This is a genomic window from Butyrivibrio sp. INlla14 (genome assembly GCF_900102515.1).
Lineage (GTDB): Bacteria > Bacillota > Clostridia > Lachnospirales > Lachnospiraceae > Butyrivibrio.
In genome coordinates this window covers 105284-125830 of sequence record NZ_FMVS01000003.1, presented here as the reverse complement: position 1 = coordinate 125830, position 20547 = coordinate 105284, and the positions used below count along the sequence as shown (strand labels likewise).

Annotated in this window: 12 protein-coding genes; all 12 read left to right on the top strand. The window is 40.1% G+C overall.

Going from position 1 to position 20547, the window contains the following annotated elements; translation table 11 throughout:
- Positions 1 to 27: 27 nt before the first annotated feature.
- The 12 genes from BLO53_RS01850 (at position 28) to BLO53_RS01790 (ending at position 20430) form a co-directional block, all read left to right on the top strand.
- Complete coding sequence (locus BLO53_RS01850) at positions 28 to 711, top strand: dihydrofolate reductase family protein (protein WP_092058692.1); 684 nt, start codon at positions 28 to 30, stop codon at positions 709 to 711.
- 15 nt (positions 712 to 726) lie between these two features.
- On the top strand, positions 727 to 1539 hold the full coding sequence (locus BLO53_RS01845) for a hypothetical protein (protein WP_092058690.1): 813 nt from the start codon (positions 727 to 729) through the stop codon (positions 1537 to 1539).
- Positions 1536 to 2375, top strand: coding sequence for a S66 family peptidase (locus BLO53_RS01840; RefSeq protein WP_092058688.1), 840 nt, complete (start codon positions 1536 to 1538; stop codon positions 2373 to 2375). The genes BLO53_RS01845 and BLO53_RS01840 overlap by 4 nt, the downstream gene beginning before the upstream one ends.
- A 65-nt stretch (positions 2376 to 2440) precedes the next feature.
- Complete coding sequence (locus BLO53_RS01835; protein ID WP_092058686.1) at positions 2441 to 3385, top strand: adenosine deaminase; 945 nt, start codon at positions 2441 to 2443, stop codon at positions 3383 to 3385.
- Positions 3386 to 3402: 17 nt separating this feature from the next.
- Positions 3403 to 3969, top strand: a complete 567-nt coding sequence (locus BLO53_RS01830; protein ID WP_092058684.1) for a GNAT family N-acetyltransferase — start codon at positions 3403 to 3405, stop codon at positions 3967 to 3969.
- 689 nt (positions 3970 to 4658) lie between these two features.
- A complete protein-coding gene (locus tag BLO53_RS01820; protein ID WP_092058680.1) occupies positions 4659 to 6977 on the top strand; it encodes a hypothetical protein in 2319 nt (772 codons plus the stop codon).
- A 97-nt stretch (positions 6978 to 7074) separates the two neighbouring features.
- Positions 7075 to 8037, top strand: a complete 963-nt coding sequence (locus tag BLO53_RS01815; protein ID WP_092058678.1) for a hypothetical protein — start codon at positions 7075 to 7077, stop codon at positions 8035 to 8037.
- A gap of 97 nt (positions 8038 to 8134) precedes the next feature.
- Complete coding sequence (locus BLO53_RS01810) at positions 8135 to 9262, top strand: SGNH/GDSL hydrolase family protein (protein ID WP_092058676.1); 1128 nt, start codon at positions 8135 to 8137, stop codon at positions 9260 to 9262.
- 139 nt (positions 9263 to 9401) lie between these two features.
- Positions 9402 to 10529 carry an aldo/keto reductase gene (locus tag BLO53_RS01805; protein WP_092058674.1) on the top strand — a complete coding sequence of 376 codons (1128 nt, stop codon included), beginning with the start codon at positions 9402 to 9404 and terminating at the stop codon, positions 10527 to 10529.
- Between the two features lie 133 nt (positions 10530 to 10662).
- Positions 10663 to 12444, top strand: a complete 1782-nt coding sequence (locus tag BLO53_RS01800; protein WP_092058673.1) for a glycoside hydrolase — start codon at positions 10663 to 10665, stop codon at positions 12442 to 12444.
- A gap of 25 nt (positions 12445 to 12469) precedes the next feature.
- The gene (locus BLO53_RS01795) at positions 12470 to 13525 is read left to right on the top strand and encodes a LacI family DNA-binding transcriptional regulator (RefSeq protein ID WP_092058671.1); all 1056 of its coding nucleotides are present in this window, start codon (positions 12470 to 12472) and stop codon (positions 13523 to 13525) included.
- Between the two features lie 254 nt (positions 13526 to 13779).
- Complete coding sequence (locus BLO53_RS01790) at positions 13780 to 20430, top strand: family 43 glycosylhydrolase (protein WP_092058669.1); 6651 nt, start codon at positions 13780 to 13782, stop codon at positions 20428 to 20430.
- Positions 20431 to 20547: the final 117 nt, after the last annotated feature.

Sequence of the window (20547 nt, the reverse complement as noted above, 5' to 3'; positions counted from 1 at the left end):
CAAAAATAACTTGAAAGGAATTATTTGATGGGCGATAGACCAATTACAACTCTTTTTATGCTTATGTCTGTAGATGGAAAGATAAGCCCCGGTGCATCAGATACCTTGGATGTTGATAAAGATTTTCCAAATATTGAAGGATTGAAGGAAGGTCTACAGCAGTATTATGATATTGAGCAGACAACAGACTTGTGGTCATTTAATACCGGACGTGTACAAGCAAAGATGGGTGTAAATGAAAAGCCTTTTCCAGAAAAGACACCGGTATCTTTTGTACTATTAGATAACAGTCATTTGACAGAGCATGGTGTGAGATATTTTTGTGCAAAATCAAAAGAGTTTGTTTTGATAACAACGAATAAAAATCATCCTGCTTACAATGTAAATGAGGATAATCTACATATTATAGCTCAGGAATCTCTTTCTCTTGAAGATGCTCTTGCAGAGTTGAAAGAAAAGTATGGCTGCGAAAGAATCACGATCCAAAGTGGTGGAACACTGAATGGAATGTTCCTTCGTGAAAAGTTGTTCGATTATGTTGATATTGTAGTTGCGCCTGTACTAATAGGTGGTAAAAACACAAGTACCCTTATTGATGGTAGCTCTATACTTAGTGAAAATGATCTTAACAAGCTCGGTGTATTGAGTCTTATTAGTTGTGAAGTGTTGGAAAAGTCTTATGTACGGTTAAAATATAAAGTGGTTTCATAGAAATGGTGGCTATAAATGATAATCAAGATAGGTGAATATGAATGTACCGAATGCTGGGATGGAGTATTTTACAAAAAGCTTTCAGAATACCCTAATATTACAGAATGGGAAATCCAGACAGTATATGATTTCATAAATTACGAAAAACAAAATGACAGGGCTTGTTCTGTAGAAGCTGATGATAATATCTTAAAAAAGATTGAAGAATATAGGAAAATATATGATTCTGGTAAACGAGTAACTGTTCCAGAGAAAATAACCGAGTGCGTAGCATGTCCTAAATATAAGGGCTGCATGACAGATTATGTTTGCCATACTGCACCAATCGAAAATGCTATAAGTATTTTTAAGTGTGGTGCATTGCAGGCTCCTACTAAATGGAGAAAAGTACCTGCATCAGTTTTAAAAGCAGAAAATCGAAACGCAGCTAATGATCCAGAAGACTTCTTTGATTATGTGATGTTTGCATGGGGGAATTGTCAAGCTGGTGATAGATTGGTTATGGAAAGAAAACTGAAACGATTCCCTACGGAAAAAGACCTAAGCGAAAATTTTACTCCTGGAGTACGTTTTTTCTTTCGCTATGAAAAGATTAAAAATCATCCAAATGTTACTTTTGAAGGCGTACTTCCATTGAAGGTTAAAGATGAGGTAAAACTATCAGATTGGGTGGATACAATTATCATTCCATCAGGGGAGAGAACGTCATTTGAATCAATTATTCCACAAGAATTAAAGAGTAAGACATTCTATCTTGATAATGATTGCAAGGATATCTGGAGCTGGTCAGAGAAAGTTTATGAATTTGTAAAGGGTGAGAAACGATGAAGGCGGGAATTGTAGCTTGTTCAAATGGGCAGAGAAAAGAGTGGAAAGAGCAGAATGAACAGCTTGTAGATGTTCTGAACATAATGGGGATTGAAGCGGTTTTGTCACTACATATAATGTCAAAAACAGACGAATTTAGTGGTACAGATGAGGAAAGAGCTGCGGACTTAATGAAGTTTTGGACAGATGATTCCATTGATGCAATTTATGATATATCCGGTGGTGATTTGGCTAATGGGATACTCAAATATCTAGATTATGATTTGATTGCCAAGTCTGATAAGATGTTTTGGGGATATAGTGATCTTACTACAGTGATAAATGCTATTTTTGCAATGACCGGAAAGTCATCCGTTTTATATCAAATAAAAAATATGGTATATTCCAAATCTGATTTACAGCAAAAGAGATTTTCTAGCTACTTGTCTGGAAAGGAATCTGAGCTACTTGATTTTAATTATGACTTTATTCAGGGAAATCAAATGGAAGGCATTATCGTGGGTGGAAATATAAGATGCCTATTAAAGCTTGCTGGCACTAAGTATTGGCCAGATTTGAACGGCAAGATTCTACTATTAGAATCATTAGGTGGTGAATCAGGGCAGATAGCTACTTTATTTTCACAACTTGAGCAAATGGGTGTTTTTGATCAGGTTGCTGGTGTCTTGCTGGGAACTTTTACAGAATATGAAAAAGCAGATTTGGAGCTCTCTGTATTTGATCTTCTTAAAATGCATATAAATAATACTCTTCCTGTTGCAAGCACAAGAGAAATTGGACATGGAAATGACTCGAAGGCCATAATTATAGGAAAAAACATACTACTTCATAAATGAAGTAGTAAATTATCGAAGTACTAAGAAATTCTTAGTAGTTAGACTTGATGAGGTTGAATACATATATGAATACTGAATTTATAGAGGCATTGGAACAGGAAAATCTAAATGCAATCCGCAGGCTACCTAAGTCTGACTTGCACAATCACTTTGTGCTTGGAGGGAGCAGAAATTATTTGAAAGAATACACAGGAAGGGATATTCAGCCGATTAAAAAGCCTCTCCAATCCATGGATGAAATGCATGCATGGAATTCAAAAAACATAGGTGATTATTTTAACTCACCTGAAGGTCGTAGAATATTGATAAGAGCGACTTTTGAGCAAGCTAAAGAGGATGGTGTTTCTATATTAGAAATTGGAGAAGATGTCTGGGGGCTAGGCGAATTTTTTCATGGAAATATCGAAGAGCTTGTGGAGGTATTTGAAACAACGCATAAGGATATTGCGCCAGAGATAGAACTTAGATTACAGATTGGAATGTCCAGGCATTGTGATATAGCTTATTTGGAAGATTGTCTTTCTCATTTTTTGGGCTGCAAAGCGTTTTATTCCATTGACCTTTATGGAGATGAACTGGCACAACCAATTGAGAATTTTAAGTCAATCTACAGACGTGCAAAAGCGGAAGGACTTAAGTTAAAAGCCCATGTAGGTGAATGGGGCACTGCTGATGATGTACGTCGTGCTGTGGAATATCTTGAACTAGATGAGGTGCAACACGGAATTGCAGCAGTGGATAATCCATCTGTTGTTCGCTTTTTAGCAGATAATCATATCCGGTTGAACATTACTCCTTCTAGTAATTATCTTCTTGGTAGGGTTAAAGACTTGAAGGCGCACCCCATTGCAGAATTATATCGGAGCGGTGTTGATGTAACTATCAATTCTGATGATGTTCTAATATTTGATTCAGATGTATCTAAAGAATACTTGCGTTTGTACCAAAGTGGTTGCTTGAATGCGCAGGAGCTGGAAGATATACGAATGAATGGGCTAAAAAAGATATAGAAATGGAGAAATTCGTTATGAATGATGTTTATGAAAAATGTCCAGATATAGAGACGGACAAAGTTTTGCTAAGATTTGCTTGTAAAGAAGATGCAGGACAACTATTAAAGATTTACAGTGACAAAAACGCATTACCATTTTTCAATAGCGATAATTGTCATGGTGATAATTTCTATTATCCTACAAAAGAAAGGATGGATTCAGCAATTGATTTTTGGCTGGATTCATATCAGAAGAAGTGGTTTGTAAGATGGGTAATCGTGGAAAAAATCTCTTCAAACATTATCGGATCTGTAGAATTGTTCCACAGATGTGCAGATGATGATTTTAATGGAGTTGGCGTATTAAGAATTGATCTTGGCAGTGACTATGAGAAATCATCTCTCATAAAAAATGTCCTTGATGCAATTGTGCCACCAGCATATGAAATGTTTGAGTGTGAAGAAATAATATCAAAAGTTCCAATCTATGCTGTCGAAAGAATCGAAGCTTTCTCAGATTATGGATTCAGAAAATCCGAAAAATTCTTAGTTGGAACAATAGACCACTACGCATATAAAGATTATTGGACAATTCATAATTGATTTATTGTATAATGGGTGTACCTTATAGAAAAAGTAATTGATAGCAAGTTTCCGGCTTCTTGTTCGGGTGAGTGAGTAACTGAGTGAGTTTTCAAAATGGTGGTATGGAAAGGCGCTCCCTTTCTACATTTTATGAGTGAGCTTTCTTCTCCTAAGCGAAAGGTCGTGCGTTCGAATCGCATCGGGAACACTCGCGAAGGCTACAAGCCATGCAAAAAAGGATACATAAAAGCTCGACGGGAGTTTACCTCACGCGAGAGCTTTTATGTATCCTTTTTTATAGGGCGACAGCCCGCGGAGAAGGAAGCTCTGCTTCCTTCGTTCGCGCATGGCGGTAGTCCCAAGTGGGTGACACTGGGTGACAATTTCTCATTCTGCCTGTTCATTTTCATAAGCAGCCATTCGAGACCTAATACCCTCAAGTCTTCTCTTGTCTCTCTTAGAATATCAAGTTTCATTTGTTTGAACTGAATGACCCAAGAATAATCTCCTTTGCAATTTTTGTTTGCTGACTATATATACGAATAAGAATTGTTGTGTGGCAAAAATATTTTACAAAGTGAATATTATCCATTCGTTCAGGCTCTTTTTTTTTACAATGCAATAATATGCTCTCCACATTTGTTATGTTAGTGAGTGGAGTTTAAGTAGATAATTTATCAAATATAAACTAGCGGGGGATGGCAGATATGATATATAGGAAAATGTGGAAAAATGCGTGGATGATTGGATTGGCGCTATCAGTATTCCTTACAGGATGTAATGGAACAAAAGGTAGTAGTGCTGAAGAAGCGTCCAATACTCCGACAGAAAGCTACTCTACTATATCAGTTTCATTAGACGAAGATGATGTAGCCTCTGAGGCATTCACGGTAGATGAGAATAAAGAACTATTAAAGCAGATGCAGACCTGGATTGATGAGCCAGAAAACTATAGTTTTTTGCTAGACACCTTCTCGACATCAGAGGACATTTGTTGGGAGGATGCATTGTATGAAGCGGTTATGAGGGGATACCTTGGAACACCACTAGAAAAAATGCCACCAGTGAACAGAAATGAATACCTTGAGCTAGCTGAGAAAGAGGAGCTTAAAAAGGGCGTCTTTGTTATCACTGACGAAGAAATAAGGGCATATACAGAGGCAAAAGTTGGAACAGCCTATGAACTTACAAAAGAGGCAGCGGCCAAGAAGGAAAATGTATGGTACAGAGGTGGAAAAGATACCTTATGGTACTGCGATGTCAGCTTTTTACGTACAGCAGATTATAAGTATAACGGAATACCACAGTACAAATTTATTTGTACAGACGTAACTGAAAGTGACGGAAACATCATACTTAAGACCAAGAGCTATGCCTATACAAATTATCACCAGGCCGTTTCTGAAATTCATCTTATAAAAGGTGAGGCGGGATACCAGGTACTTTCAAACGAGATTCACTGGGAAGAAGGGGCAGTCAAGGTAATTCCCTCGAAAATATCTATGTTTGATGGGGAGGTTTCTTTTGCCGTCTATGATGATGAGAAAGTTATAGATAAAAAGACAAAAAAGCCAACAGGAACTCATAGCTTTTCTATAGCGCTTATTCAGGAGAATGAAGTTTATGACTGGATAGACCTTTATGAAGATAAAGGTAATCTTGGCTTTATCAAAACTGTAGATGAAGTACTGGCCGCCGATTATGACCTGGATGGGAAAACAGATCTTATAGTCATTACAGATAGAGTCGGAGGTCATGATGTAAAGCTATACTATTGGGATGAAGGATATAATTCAAATGGATATTATCTATGTGACTTTGGCCTTTCCCGGCATGTTTCGTATACACTTGAAAATCCAGATGCGAACGAAGTATTAGCTTATCTTACAGATGGTCATGATAGTGAAGGATTTTCGGATTACAAAGAGGCGTTTAAGTATACTGCTCGTAATTATAGTGGTTCAAGCAGTAGCGATGGAACATTAAATAACGGAAGATTCAGTCTGATCTATTTTGACGAGGATGACATTCCTGAGTTAGTAGCAGGAAATAACGGTTATAGCGTATCTGTTTATCAGTTTAAGGATGGAAAAGTGTATCCTATTATTTCCGACTGGGGATATGGAGCAGGAGGAAATGCAGGCTATGAGTACTATGAGAGGGCAGCACTGATTGAAAACTTTGACCAGGACGGAGCTGGCTCAGCATATTACGATACTTATTTAAAACTCAACGAAGAAACTCATAAAATGGAGACGGTTCTCTATTACTATGGTGTCAATGCTACAGATGATGACTGGGGAGAACCAGGGTACTTCAAATACGTTGATGGAGAAAAGGTTGAGATTACAGAGTCTGAATACAACATCCTACTAAGCAGTTATCTGATGGCGTGTTCTTCTAATGCAACTAAGTTCTTATGTGGAGACATGACATACAGTGAGCTAGTAGCGGCTATTGATAATGATAATTACGGCTATACAGATTATAGAGATGCATATCTTGCAGATATAAAGAGATATACTGACAAAAATGGAGATAAAGCAAGATTTGCTCTGGTTTATGTGACGGATGAAGAAACGCCGGAGCTTCTTGCAGAAATTCCTGGAGAGCGTTTTTCTTTATATAGGATGGAAAATGGAAGTAGCATAGCAATTCTGGAAGATCAGTCCTACAAAGATTACGGTGAGGGTACTCTTTCCTATTATCCGGGAGATAACCTCTTTAGTTATACTATTCGTGATGAAAATGCGGGGACAGAGGACACCTGCTACTATCGAATATATGTAGAGGGAAGATATCTATACGGAGAACTTTGGAAGTATGGAAAAAAAGGCAGCGATGGAGTGTATAGTTACACCTACAAAAGAGACAGTGCCTTCACCGGATTTGAACCTGAGATTGTAGACTGCTCACAGGAAGACTTCGAAAAATATTTTTCCTGGTATACGGACGGAAAAAAAGAACTTTGTATACTTCAAGGAGATAGTACTGCTGAGGAAATATCGATTAAACTTCAGCACTAAATATAGAACTTTTTTCTCAAATATAACAATTTATTGGGGAGAAGTGATATAATCTTTTTGCAATTGAAAGAAAACGTTTTGTTGGAGGGTTTTTGAAATGAATATTTTTAGCAAGGAATATGGAATAGCACTGCTTGTGCTTCTTATCACCTTTGCTGCAGTTCTTGCAGTATGCGGAATTGCAACACTTATTGCTAAGATTATAAAAAAGGATTCAGTGGTTCTTAGCAAAATTTTAGTAGGAATATTTGCAGTAATTTTTCTTGGAACAAAAATCTTTTATATCATTCAACTGATTCCATCATTTAAGGATGACAAGTCAATTATTGGTTTGGTGATTGGTGGATGGCTTGTAGAGCTGGCAATTGCACTTATGCTCATGATAATGATAGTTGAGCGTACCAAGAAGAATTGGCTCAGCCTTCTTTTATCACTACTTCCAGCTGCTTACAGTGTTTACGTGTTAGTTACGGAATTTTCCAAGGTATTAGGATACCCAACCAAATACATGAAAGCTGATAGCTTTGTTGAATATTTTGGAAATGTTTTTGTTTATGTAGCTGTTCTGGTATTTTGCGTTCTCACAACTTTTGGAGTTATCAAGAACAGAAAGAAAGCAATTCTTTTTGGAATGATCCCAGCAGTAATAGCTGCGCTCTGTTTTGTAATTAGATTTGCATTTACTATTGATTTATATACTGATGATCTTATCATTACAACAGTATTTGATGCACTTAAGCGTTCACTTATGGTGATCTGGTGCTATGGTATGGCGCTTAAGGCTGGAGAAACTGTAGTTCCAGCACAGGCAGCGCCAGTACAGCCACAACCTACAATGCAGCCAAATCCACAGCCACAGCAGTTTGTGCAGCAGCCACAGCCATTTCAGCCTAATCTGCAATTCCAGGCAGCACAACCAGAAGTAACTCCAGCTCAGCCAATTGCTCCACAGCCTGTACAGTCAGAAGTGACTCCAGCGCAGCCTGTAAATAGCGGATATAAATTTGACCCAGTAACTGGCAAGCCAATTCAGCAGAGTACTGAGGCACCTCAGAATTAAGATAGAATTATATAGAATTAAAGATAATTATTTAGAGCTAATAGCCACCACGCTATTAGCTCAATTTAGAATAAAAATAAAATCGGGGAGCTAAAAAATGAGTGAATTAAGATACGTTGAGATAAAAGATATACCTGCAGAAAATATTCACATACTTGGAAGGATGGGGAAGCAGCGCCAGCCACTTCCCATCTTCTTTAATGGCGGAGGTGTAGAGGTTGTTGTAACAGGCTCTGAACTTTGGATAGAGCTTGAAACAGAGTCTGATTTTCAGGAAATGTGGGTGGCTGTAGAAATAAACGGTGCCTTTATAGCTAGACAGATGCTTCTTCCAGGAGAGCACAGTATTTGCCTATTTAGAAGCATGGATCCAGCCGCTTCTAAAAGAGTCAGAATCTACAGAGAACTTCAGGCCATGAATGATGACGAGGTTGTAAACCTCTTGGTAAAAGGATTTAAGCTCAACGGAGAGTTCAAGAGCGTTCCTAAATATGAAAGAAAGCTTGAATTTATTGGTGACAGCATAACTTCTGGAGAAGGAAGCTACGGAGCTTTTGAAGATGTTGACTGGATTGCAATGTACATGAGTGCTTCAGTTAACTATGCCACAATGACAGCTAAGGCTCTTTCTGCAGATTACCACCTTATATCCCAGGGCGGATGGGGAGTATTCGTTGGATGGGACAATGACGTAAGACATAATCTTCCTTCTGTATACGAGAAGGTTTGCGGACTTGCAAATGGTGATAGGAACAAAGCCCTTGGAGCAGCTGATGAGTATGACTTTGACAGTTGGCAGCCAGATGCTATTATTGTCAACCTTGGAACTAATGATGCAACTTCTTTTGACCAGGCTGAGTTTGTAAATCCTGATGATGGCAAGACCTACAAGATGAGAAGAAATCCAGATGGTTCCAGAAACAGAGAAGATGAGCTTAAGATTGTAGGCGCTGTAGAGAACTTCCTTACAATGCTTAGAAAGCACAGTCCAAAGGCACATATTGTATGGTGCTATGGAATGCTGGGCTGCGATCTTAACCTTGTTATCACAGAGGGAATGAACAGGTATAAAGAAAAAACTAACGATCAAAATATAGCCTTTTTCCAGCTTCCAAACACAAAAATGGACACCTATGGTTCTCATATGCACCCTGGCAGAAAGTCACATGAAAATGCTTCAAAAGAGCTTGTGGATTATCTTAAGACTAAGCTTAACTGGGAATAAATACACGGTTAATTGTTCAGGCAGAAATAAGTCAAAACAGAACAAGAAAATAAATGTTTTCAAACTCAGGATATGATAAAATTTATATGTAATAATCTTGGCAAAATTTAATTGTATCTAATGAGTTTGGAGGTAGGCGATGGATAATTCTTTTCCAGAGATAAAAACTTTTTTTGGCTTTGGCTGTATGAGACTTCCGATGATAGGATCAGAAGTAGATATTGAGCAGTTCAAGGACATGGTTGATTATTTCATTGATAATGGATTCAACTATTTTGATACTGCACACGGATATATTGATGGCAAATCTGAGAAGGCAATAAAGGTAGCGATTTCAGACAGATATCCTAGAGAGAAATTTCTTTTAACAAACAAATTATCAGATTCATATTTCCACAAGGAAGAGGACATCAGACCTTTCTTCCAGAGTCAGCTTGATGCCTGCGGCGTAGAGTATTTTGACTTTTACCTTATGCATGCGCAGAATGCCAGAAATTTTGAGCAGTACAAGGAGTGCAGAGCATATGAGACTGCTTTTGAACTCAAGAAAGAGGGCAAGATAAAGCATGTAGGTCTTTCTTTCCATGACAGTGCAGAGGTTCTGGATAAGATCCTTACAACATATCCTGATGTGGAAATCGTTCAGATTCAGTTTAACTATCTTGACTATGAAGACCCATCAGTTCAGAGCCGCAAGTGCTATGAGGTTTGCAGAAAGCACAATAAGCCAATGATAGTAATGGAGCCAGTTAAAGGCGGAAGTCTGGTTAAGCTCCCTGAGGATGCTCAGAAAGTATTTGATGGTATGGGCGATGGTCTTTCAAATGCAAGCTATGCTATCAGATTTGCGGCAGGACAGGAAGGAATCCGCGTAGTTTTATCTGGAATGAGCGACATGGCACAGATGAAGGACAACGTTTCTTACATGAAGGACTTTAAGCCTCTTTCAGAAAAAGAGATGGAGGCTGTAGCCAAGGTCACAGCTATTTATAAGGGACTTGATATGATCCCATGTACATCATGCCATTACTGCGTAGAGCAGAATCACTGCCCTATGAACATCATGATCCCAGAGATGTTCTCATGTTATAACACAAGAAAGATCTTTAATGATTGGAATCAGAAGATGTACTACAGAAATGTACTGGTGGCAGAGGGACATGGAGCAGCTAGCGCTTGTATAGAGTGCGGTGGCTGTGAGGCAGTTTGTCCTCAGCACCTTGGAATTAGGATGCTACTCAAGGATGTAGCAGAGGAACTTGAGTAAATTTTTTACCAAGGATAACTGAATTAATAAAATGCAGCAATATAAAGTATTACCCGAGCATAAAGTGTTTTGGGTAATACTTTTTTTGTGGTAAAATTTAGTAAAATTTTTTAACTATGGGTAGGGTTACAAAATGAAAAACAAAATAGTAAAAAGAGCTGTGTCAGGACTGGTACTGGCAGCACTTTTGGCAGGGGCAGTTGCCGGCTGCTCAAGTCAGGGGGAAAAAGAAGCAGTGAGCGAAGAAAGCGCTGGTGCGTCTGCAGAAACAATCAGCACAGAGGCCACATCAGAAGGAAAAGAGACAGGAGAGGAAAACTTGGAAAATATGGAGATAGCAAGACTGATAAAGCTTGATATAAGTGACAGACAGACATTTAACGATACAAATGGAGACGGATTTGGCGAGTTTCAGGGCTTTGGAACAAGTCTATGCTGGTGGGCAAACAGATGTGGATACAGCCAGGAACTGACAGAGCAGTCAGCAGAAGCCTTTTTTGACAAGGAAAAAGGAATAGGAATGACAATTGGCCGCTATAACATAGGCGGCGGAGATAATGTGACAACAGAAGATGTTACAGCCAGCATGAAGGAGGAGAGCCCATATCTTCACAAGGATCACATTAGAAGGTCAGATTCTGTGGTACCTGGATATGCAACGGATGTGACAAGAGTAGATTTAAACGCAAATAGTAAGGATTATTACGAGACTAATTTCGAAAGAGTTGACTATGACTGCGGATTTGCCTGGAACTACAATTGGGATGCAGACAAGAACCAGATGAATATCCTTCTTGCTGCAATCAAGGCTTCAGGAGATGAGTTTATAGCAGAGGCATTTTCCAATTCACCGCCATATTTCATGACGGTATCAGGCTGCTCATCAGGAAACGAGGAACCCTCAGAGGACAACCTTAGAGAAGATTCAGTTAATGCCTTTGCATGCTACATGGCAGATGTTATCGAGCATTGGATAAAAGAGGGGCTGGTAAACTTCCAGAGCGCAGCTCCAATGAATGAGCCTGCTACAAGCTACTGGGGAGCCTTTAGTGAAAAGCAGGAAGGATGCCATTTTTCACAGGGCGAGTCTCAGTCAAGGATTCTCGTTGCGCTTAATAAAGAACTGCAAAATAAGGGAATTGATATAATAATCAGCGCATCAGATGAAACCAGCATTGATACACAGATTACTTCTTATCAGAATCTGACAAATGAGGCGAAAGACGTCGTAAAAAGAATAGACACTCATTCCTATCAGGGAACCATGAGGAAAATGTTAAGGTCAACAGCAGAAGATGCTAATGTAAACCTTTGGATGAGCGAAGTCGATGGAACCTTTACGATAGGACATAAGGACACCGGAATGAGCGCAGCGCTTGGCTTTTCAGAAGCAATCATGCAGGATTTAAATGGCCTTATGCCATCAGCCTGGATCATGTGGGATGCCGTAGATCGTCATGTGGATTCTAATAACAAATATGATACATGCAAGAGAGAAGAAGCAGACAAGATCATTCAGGAAGGTCTTCCCTTCTGGGGCATTGCAATCGCAGACCACGATACAAAGGAACTTCTTCTGAGTAAGAAGTACTATGCGATGGGACAGTTTTCCAAATATATAAGACCAGGTTACTGCCTAGTGGCTTCAAGTGATGTTACTGCAGCGGCCTACAATCCTGATGAGAAAAAGGTTGTTATAGTTGCTATGAATACTAATAGTGATGATCTTTGCTGGGAATTTGATCTTTCTGATTTTGATGTTGATACTTCAAAAATTGAAATTATAAGAACAAGCGGAAACATTAATGGAGAGAATCTTGTATCTGTAACAGATACATGCAATACAGCAGTAGACGGAAAAACCTTCAAGTCATTTATAAAAGGCAGCTCAATCACAACATTTGTAATTGGATAATGGCGATTAAGTATCGGGGGTAATAATGGCTACATTAAAAGAAATAGCGGCAGAGTGTGGATTTTCTATAGCTACGGTATCAAGAGTTTTAAATGAGGATGATACTCTAAATGTTCCGGAGGCAACAAGGGAACTTATAATGGAAACCGCTGGCCGTCTTAATTACAAGACAAGAACAGAGAGAAAAAGAGTTGAAGCAGCCAGGAAAAAAGGCCTTCATAAGCTATCTCGTGTCGGAATAGTGGAGATGCTTAGTGTAGGCGAGCAGATAGAAGATGCCTATTACATGTATCTTAAGAACAATGTAGAAAAAGTGTGCATGGAAGAAGAAATTGAAGCTATTCCTATGCAGTATGATGAAGAGCATGGCGAGTATAAAAATATGGGCAGTCCTGTTGATGGAATCATAGCAATAGGACAGTTTTCAGACGAGCGTGTCTTGGCCATGCGGAAAAAGACTGAGAAAATAGTCTTTATTGATTCTTCCCCTGATGAGCAGAGGTTTTGCTCAATAAAGACAAACTATGAAACCGGCGTAAGGCAAGGAGTTGATTACCTTGTGAGGCAGGGACATAGCAATATAGCTTTTGTGGGACCGGAAAATTCCAGAGATTCAAGAGCCATAACAGCTCCAGAGGACAGACGCAGAATCTTTAAAGCAGTGACCAAGGAATATCAGGGCAGGGTGCATCCTGAAACAATTGATGTTTCTGGAACTTCAAGGGATGCTACAGAAAAGATACTTAAATTCATTATTTCTGATAATAATTTGAGAAAGCCAGAAGATAAGGTGACAGCTCTTTTTACTTACAATGAGGCGACAGCTATAGGAGCTATAAAGGCTGTGCAGAATTCAGGGCTATCCGTGCCAGATGATATAAGTGTTCTTGGCTACAATGACACTGTTCTTGCTTCATATATGCAGCCACCAATTACAGGAATTCATATTTATATGGACGAAATGGCAAGAGCCGCAGTAGAGGCTCTTACTAAATTAATAAATGGTTATGTGAATATACCATTTACTACACTGATTCCTACAACCTTGATGGAAAGAGGAAGTATCAGGAAATTAGTGTGAAATATTTTGAACAGTTAAGGAGGTCGAAAGCGACCTCCTTTTTTGGTGATTATTCATGAAAGCATGCCGGGATAAACTTGCTAAAAATATGCAAAATTTTTGAAGTAAAATTTTAGTAAAAATGTCAGATAGCATTATTTCACAATTAATCTTAGAATTTTACGTAGACGACTTATCAATAATGTACAAATCAAAATGTACAGGATTATCGATGTGGGGAATCGATAGTATGAAAAATTGAAAGGGGTATGTAAATGAAAAAGGATTGGAGGAGAGTTCTATCGTCGGTTCTTGGAGTGACAGTGGGTGTTACTACCTTGTTTCAGGCCGGGAGTATATCGTCGATAGAGGCTCAGGCAGCTGACGTTAAGGTGGACAAGACTGTTAAGCTTTCACCTGCCAAAGCATCAGTATTTAACGACACTGATGGCGACGGATTCGGTGAGTTCCAGGGCTTTGGAACGAGCCTATGCTGGTGGGCAAATCGTGTGGGGTATAGCGATGAACTTACGCAGCAGTCTGCGACAGCATTCTACGACAAAGAAGAAGGCCTTGGAATGACTATCGGCAGATACAACGTTGGTGGTGGAGACAACGTTGGAGAAGCACCTGAAGTATCTATAAACGAAAAAGCGGTATTTTATGACACATCTTCGGATGCTCTAACTTATGCCGGATCTAAGATGAGTCCATCTGCCAACACCAGCCTTCAGAATGTAAGTTTTTCAAGATCTGATGCGGATTTTGGATTTACAGCAGGCAAAAATGTTGGTTCTTTTGATACAATCGGATGGGTCAATAATCTTGATGGAGAAGTTGGCTCAGGTGACAATCTTCACTACCTGATAAACGTAGAAGAGGACGGTACATATACAGTAAAGATGCTCTTTACACTCTCTGGAACCAATAAGAGAGGCGTTAGCATGAGGGTAACTACAGAGGGAGCTACCACATATGAGCATGAGGAAGAAGGGGCTGGAACAGAAGGGGATGAGCTTGTTCCAGAAAGCGATATTCTAGAGGGAAAAGAAACAGAGGCATCTGATGCTGCATCAGTTGAAGCATCTGAGACAGAGGACAAGTTAGAAGCAGGAGAAATAAAGGAAGAGCAAGAGGAAACTTCAGAAGAAGCAAATAAGCAAGCCTCATCTGAAGAAGGCACAGAAGAAACAGAAGACACAGCAGAAGAAGTAGCAGAGACCAAGGCACTTACTACCGCTGCGAATGATAAGAGCGATGCACTTCTTGAAGATGTTCCTTCACAGTCAAAGGTTTACACTCAGCATGCTGATGACGTAAACAAGGGCGTTATAGCTTCTGGCAACAACAATATGCTCTTTGTTGTAACATTTGAAGATGTTGAGCTCAAGGCAGGCACAAACAAGATCGATATCGGTGGAGCTGATGGAGACTGGTGTCTTGACTATGTAAAGATGGCAATCATCAAGTCTGGTGAAGAAGGCGAGCTTCCAGAAGGCAGCGATTTCCTTCACGGAGACCACATCAGAAGATCTGACTCCATCGTTCCTGGCTACGCAACAGACGTAACAAAGATCAATCTTGAGAAGCATGATGCCCAGTACTATGAGACAAATTTTGCAAGAGCAGACTTTGACTGCGGCTTTGCCTGGAACTACAACTGGGATGCCGACAAGAATCAGATGAACGTTCTTATTGCGGCAGCCAAGGCTGCGGGAGATGAGTTTATTGGCGAAGCATTTTCCAATTCACCTCCATATTTCATGACAGTATCAGGATGTTCGTCAGGTAACGTGAATGCAAATGAGGATAACCTTAGAGCAGATTCAGTTAACGCCTTTGCATGCTATATGGCAGATGTCATTGAGCACTGGGCACAGGAAGGAGTTATTAACTTCCAGTCCACAACTCCAATGAACGAGCCATATACAAACTATTGGGGCGCATACAGTAACAAGCAGGAAGGTTGCCACTTTGATATTGGTGAGTCTCAGTCAAGAATCCTTGTGGCACTCAACAGAGAGCTTGAGAAAAAGGGAATAGACATCCTTATCTCTGCCTCTGATGAAACAAGCATTGATACAGCTATTACATCTTTTAACGCACTTACAGATGAGGCAAAAGAGGTTGTGGATAGAATCGATGCTCATACCTACAGCGGATCAAACAGAGCAGGACTTAAGGCTCTTTCAGAAGAAGCTGGCAAGAATCTCTGGATGAGTGAAGTTGATGGAACCTTCGAAGCAGGAACAAATGCAGGCGAGATGAAGGCTGGACTTGGCTTTGCGCAGAGAATCATAACTGACGTAAATGGCATGATGCCATCAGCATGGATCATGTGGGATGCAGTAGATATCCATATTGATTCAAACAATCAGTATGATACAGCAACAGCTGAGTCAGTAGAAAAAATGCTCGCAGAAGGCAATGGCTTCTGGGGTATTGCAATTGCAAACCATGATACACAGGAACTTATCCTTAGCAAAAAATATTACGCCTTTGGACAGTTCTCAAGATATATCAGACCTGGATACGCTATCATCGGATCAAGCGATCAGACAGTAGCAGCCTTTGATCCCAAGGAAGGCAAGGTAGTTGTTGTTGCTGTGAACACAGCTGGAGATGACAAGACCTGGAAGTTTAACCTTCAGGACTTCTCACAGATTGGAACAAAGGTAACTGCAATCCGTACAAGTGGAAGCAGAGCTGATGGCGAGAACTGGGCAGATGTAACAGCTAGCGATAACATCGTAGTTGATACAGAAGCCAAGAATGTTACAGCAACACTTAAGGCTAACTCAATCACAACCTACATAATTGAGGGTGTTGTATATGACAGCAGCGCAGAGACAGTAGTTTCTGTAGACAATAATACTATTTTTGCAGTTAAGGGCACAGCCGCAGTTCTTCCTGAAACTGTTAGCGTAAAGACAAGCAAGAACAACACTATAAATGCCAAGGTTACCTGGGAAACAGAAGGACTTGATCTTACAAGTGCCAGCGAAGTAACAGGTATTCTCGATGGCTACGGATATGAAGTAACCTTTGCAATTAAGTTTGTTGACCCTAATATGGCATGGTACATCGATTGTAACGACAATGAAAAAGGTCATACTTCATACAAGACAATGGATTCCTATGCAGATCTTTTCAATGAAGTTCCAGATCAGAAGTACGATGGAACCTGGGGAAGACTTGAGGATTACGGCGCATACAACAACTCAGACGATGATCCATGGGCTTATGGATGGTATGCATATTCAAATCAGAGCATTGATTACACAGTTCCTTTAGATGCAGGCGATTACACGCTGACTTTCGGATTTAAGGAATGGTGGAATCAGTCAAGACCTATGTCTGTATACGCAGTAACAGATAAAGAGGAGTACATCCTTGGAAACACTAATTCCAAGAACGGCAAGAATAACTGGAATACACCAGTATACAGCTACAGCCTTTCAGAGAAGGCAGATGTAACCTTCTCAGTCAGGAAAAATGGCGGCCCTGATCCAGTTCTTTCATTTATCAGGGTACAGAAGAACCTTTCTCTTGGTGAGCTAAAGAGTCAGCTGGTCAAGGCTCAGCAGATAGATACAACAAACTATTCAGTAGCTAAGCTGTCCAGACTACATGTTCTTTTAGAAAAGGCACAGACACTTATGCTCAGAGCAGCAACAACTCAGCAGGACATTGATGCTATGGTAAAAGAGCTGTCTGAGTTTGTAGAGTCAGATGGTAACATGATTTCAGAAGATGAGATTGCAGCAAACGATTATGTTCTTTATCTCGTTGACTGCGGTAGCTCAGATAACACACAGGTTCCTGATGACAACAGACTTGGTCTTTATCAGTCAGTAACAGAGCAGGAATTTGGAGTAGATGCTGGAACAGGCCTTAGCTGGGGGTATTTGTCAGATCCAGAATATGGCGTAAGAGTAGCAGGCGGTTCTGCAGATGGTTCACTTACAGGCAACTATATTTATATGTCTGATAAGGGATGGACCTACAAGAAAGGCGTCAGCGGACTATACTATAGCTTTGAACTTCCAGACAGAAACAGCAACGAGTATCTTGTGACAATAGGTGTCAAGAGCCCTTGGAGCGCAAGAGACATCAGCTATGATCTCGAGGGAGCAAATGTAGAGTCAGGTCTTAGCCTTGGCCAGGGATCACTTGTAGAAAAGACCTACACAGTAGAAGTAACAGATGGTGAGCTTAATCTTTATGCTTATGCAACTAACAGAACAAGCTCATATGTAGATCCACTTCTTAGCTATATTATTGTAAAAGCAGTTCCTGAGTACACTGTAGATACACTTAAGACTGCAATTGATAACCTCCGTAAGGCAATGGAAGGAAAGACCTATACAAAGGAAAGCCTTGCAGCATTTGAGGCGGAAGTAGCAGCAGCACAGGCTCTCATAGATGAAAATTCAAAAGACGCTGTAGCTATAAAAGAGGCATACAAGAAGTTGAAAGAAGCGTTTGATAATCTTGTCGAGACACACATAGTTAATTACACATCAATTACAGGCGTAGAGGGAGCTCCTTTGTACGACAATAATGGAGTCCTTGTACAGGCTCATGGCGGACAGATCCAGCAGTTCACAATTGATGGTGTTACCAAGTACTACTGGTATGGTGAAGACAAGACATATGATTATCAGCCAGTTGTTGGAGTACATCTTTATACTTCAACTGATCTTTACAACTGGGTAGATGAGGGTGTTCCTTTCAGAGCAATTCCTGTATCTGATGAGGACTATGGCACTTACAAGAACGAAGGCTATAAGGCAGATCTTTCAATCTTTGAGAATGATGAGTATTTCAGCACACTTTACGCTGATTATAAGGATCAGCCTGCAACAGATTCTATTTATGACAGCAAGCTCGAAGAGCTCTACTGGAACATTGCGGCAGACAGAACAGTTATGGAGAGACCTAAGGTTCTTTATAACGACAAGACTGGCAAGTACGTAATGTGGTGGCATTGCGACGGAACGACCAAGGATAACCCGACAGGTTCTAACTATGGTAAGGCAAAAGCCGGTGTAGCTATATCAGATTCTCCATTTGGACCATTTAAGTATCTTGGTTCCTACAAACTCAACTATGATGAGAATGCAGATCATAGCTGGGATAGTGCTCCATCTTCATGGGGATCTGTAAGAGACATGAACGTCTTCAAGGATGATGACGGAACAGCCTATGTAATGTACTCATCTGACGGAAATACCAACATGTACATTGCAAAGCTCAATGAAGACTACACATATCTTGCCAAGGATCAGGAACACGCAGTCCTGGGCGAAGACTTTACAGTAAACTTTGTTGGCGCATCAAGAGAAGCTCCCGCAATGTTCAAGTACAATGGAACCTATTACATGATCACATCAGCATGTACAGGATGGGATCCAAACCCTGCTAGCTATGCTTATGCAGATTCGCCACTTGGACCTTGGACACAGGTAAATAACCCATGTACAGACTCTGGTGCAAATACAACCTATAGAACACAGTCTACATGCGTATTCCCAGTTGATGCAGCTGCAGGTAAGTTCATTTACATGGGTGACAGATGGAATTCAGGAGATCTTTCAGAGTCAAGATATGTATGGCTTCCAGTTGAATTTTTATCAGGCAAAAAGATAGCGCTTAGAAGCTATTCAAACTGGACACTGGATGAACTTGAAAATAAGGGAGAGTTCGAGATAAATACAGAGCTTCCTTCATATGCTCTTTCCAAGGAAGACCTTGAAGAAAAGCTTCCTTCAGAGGTTGAACTTACACTTTCAGATGGAAGCAAGGTAACAAAAGCTGTTACCTGGAATACAGATAAGGCTGCACTTGTAGGAGATGTAGAGATTACAGGAGTCCTTGCTGATTACAACAGAAGCTTTACACATACAGTCAGCATGATCCCTGACAAGATGATCTACTTCTACGACTGTGCTTCAAGAAATGTTCTGGGAGATGAAGAGGCAGAGTACCTTTCATCAGCAAGAGCAGTTTTAAAGAAACAGCTTAGAAACGCTACTGCAGATGAAGATTATGCAGTAACAGGTATTGCCGGATATAACGGTGTTAGAAGTTCTGAAAACGCAGACAGCTACGATGTTGGATTTAAGAACTCTGGCGCTGATATCTGGGGACATGGTTTCTGGGCTGCTGGAAACAAAACTATCGATTACACCTTTACTCTTGAAGAAGGTCAGTATACAGTAGCGACAGGCTATCAGGAGTGGTGGAACACATCAAGACCTACACGTATCACAGTTATAGACGCAGATGGAAAAGAGCTTGCCAGACACAACTTTACACTTGGCTCTTCAGACAGTGCAAGGCTTGAGACAGTCAGCTTTGAAGTATCAGCTGACACAAAGGTAACAGTGAGAGTAGCCAAGACTGGAAATCCAGATCCTGTACTTAGCTTTATCGCAGTAATAAAGGATTCGATGGATAAAGAAAAAGAGAACATCGGATACACTAATGGCCGCTGGTATACAAAGTGGGGATCAACCTACTACGAGACCAAGGAAGGTGAAAAGCTTTCTGGAATGCAGAAGATTGATGGAGTATATTACTACTTCAGCCAAAAAGGTGTAATGCAGAAAACCTGCTTCGTAGAGGATGGAAATAACAAGTACTACTTTGGAAATGACGGAAAGCTTCATACAGGATGGCTTGAAAAGTGGAGTGCAAAATACTACTTTGATGAAGATGGTGTGATGCAGACAGGATTTACTCTTATCGATGGCAAGACCTATTGCTTTGATGATAAAGGTAAACTTCAGATCAATACTTGGATCAACGTAGGCGATGATAAGTACTATGCTAAGGGCGATGGTACTATGGCTCAGGATGAGACAATAACAAAATGGCTTAAAAAGTACACCTTCGATGCACAGGGTAAGTTGATCAAATAAGAAAAGTAAAAAAGTAAGGATGTCCAGGCTGGAATTATTCCAGTCTGGACATTTTTTCGCCACTTTCCACTAGCAGAAAAAACATAGTATAATAAAATTTGCAGTAAAGTCAGAAAA

Coding starts and splice junctions, on each gene's coding strand:
- BLO53_RS01840 (WP_092058688.1), top strand. CDS start 1,536: ATGAAGGCGGGAATTGTAGCTTGTTCAAATGGGCAGAGAAAAGAGTGG.
- BLO53_RS01815 (WP_092058678.1), top strand. CDS start 7,075: ATGAATATTTTTAGCAAGGAATATGGAATAGCACTGCTTGTGCTTCTT.
- BLO53_RS01805 (WP_092058674.1), top strand. CDS start 9,402: ATGGATAATTCTTTTCCAGAGATAAAAACTTTTTTTGGCTTTGGCTGT.
- BLO53_RS01830 (WP_092058684.1), top strand. CDS start 3,403: ATGAATGATGTTTATGAAAAATGTCCAGATATAGAGACGGACAAAGTT.
- BLO53_RS01800 (WP_092058673.1), top strand. CDS start 10,663: ATGAAAAACAAAATAGTAAAAAGAGCTGTGTCAGGACTGGTACTGGCA.
- BLO53_RS01835 (WP_092058686.1), top strand. CDS start 2,441: ATGAATACTGAATTTATAGAGGCATTGGAACAGGAAAATCTAAATGCA.
- BLO53_RS01820 (WP_092058680.1), top strand. CDS start 4,659: ATGATATATAGGAAAATGTGGAAAAATGCGTGGATGATTGGATTGGCG.
- BLO53_RS01795 (WP_092058671.1), top strand. CDS start 12,470: ATGGCTACATTAAAAGAAATAGCGGCAGAGTGTGGATTTTCTATAGCT.
- BLO53_RS01845 (WP_092058690.1), top strand. CDS start 727: ATGATAATCAAGATAGGTGAATATGAATGTACCGAATGCTGGGATGGA.
- BLO53_RS01810 (WP_092058676.1), top strand. CDS start 8,135: ATGAGTGAATTAAGATACGTTGAGATAAAAGATATACCTGCAGAAAAT.
- BLO53_RS01790 (WP_092058669.1), top strand. CDS start 13,780: ATGAAAAAGGATTGGAGGAGAGTTCTATCGTCGGTTCTTGGAGTGACA.
- BLO53_RS01850 (WP_092058692.1), top strand. CDS start 28: ATGGGCGATAGACCAATTACAACTCTTTTTATGCTTATGTCTGTAGAT.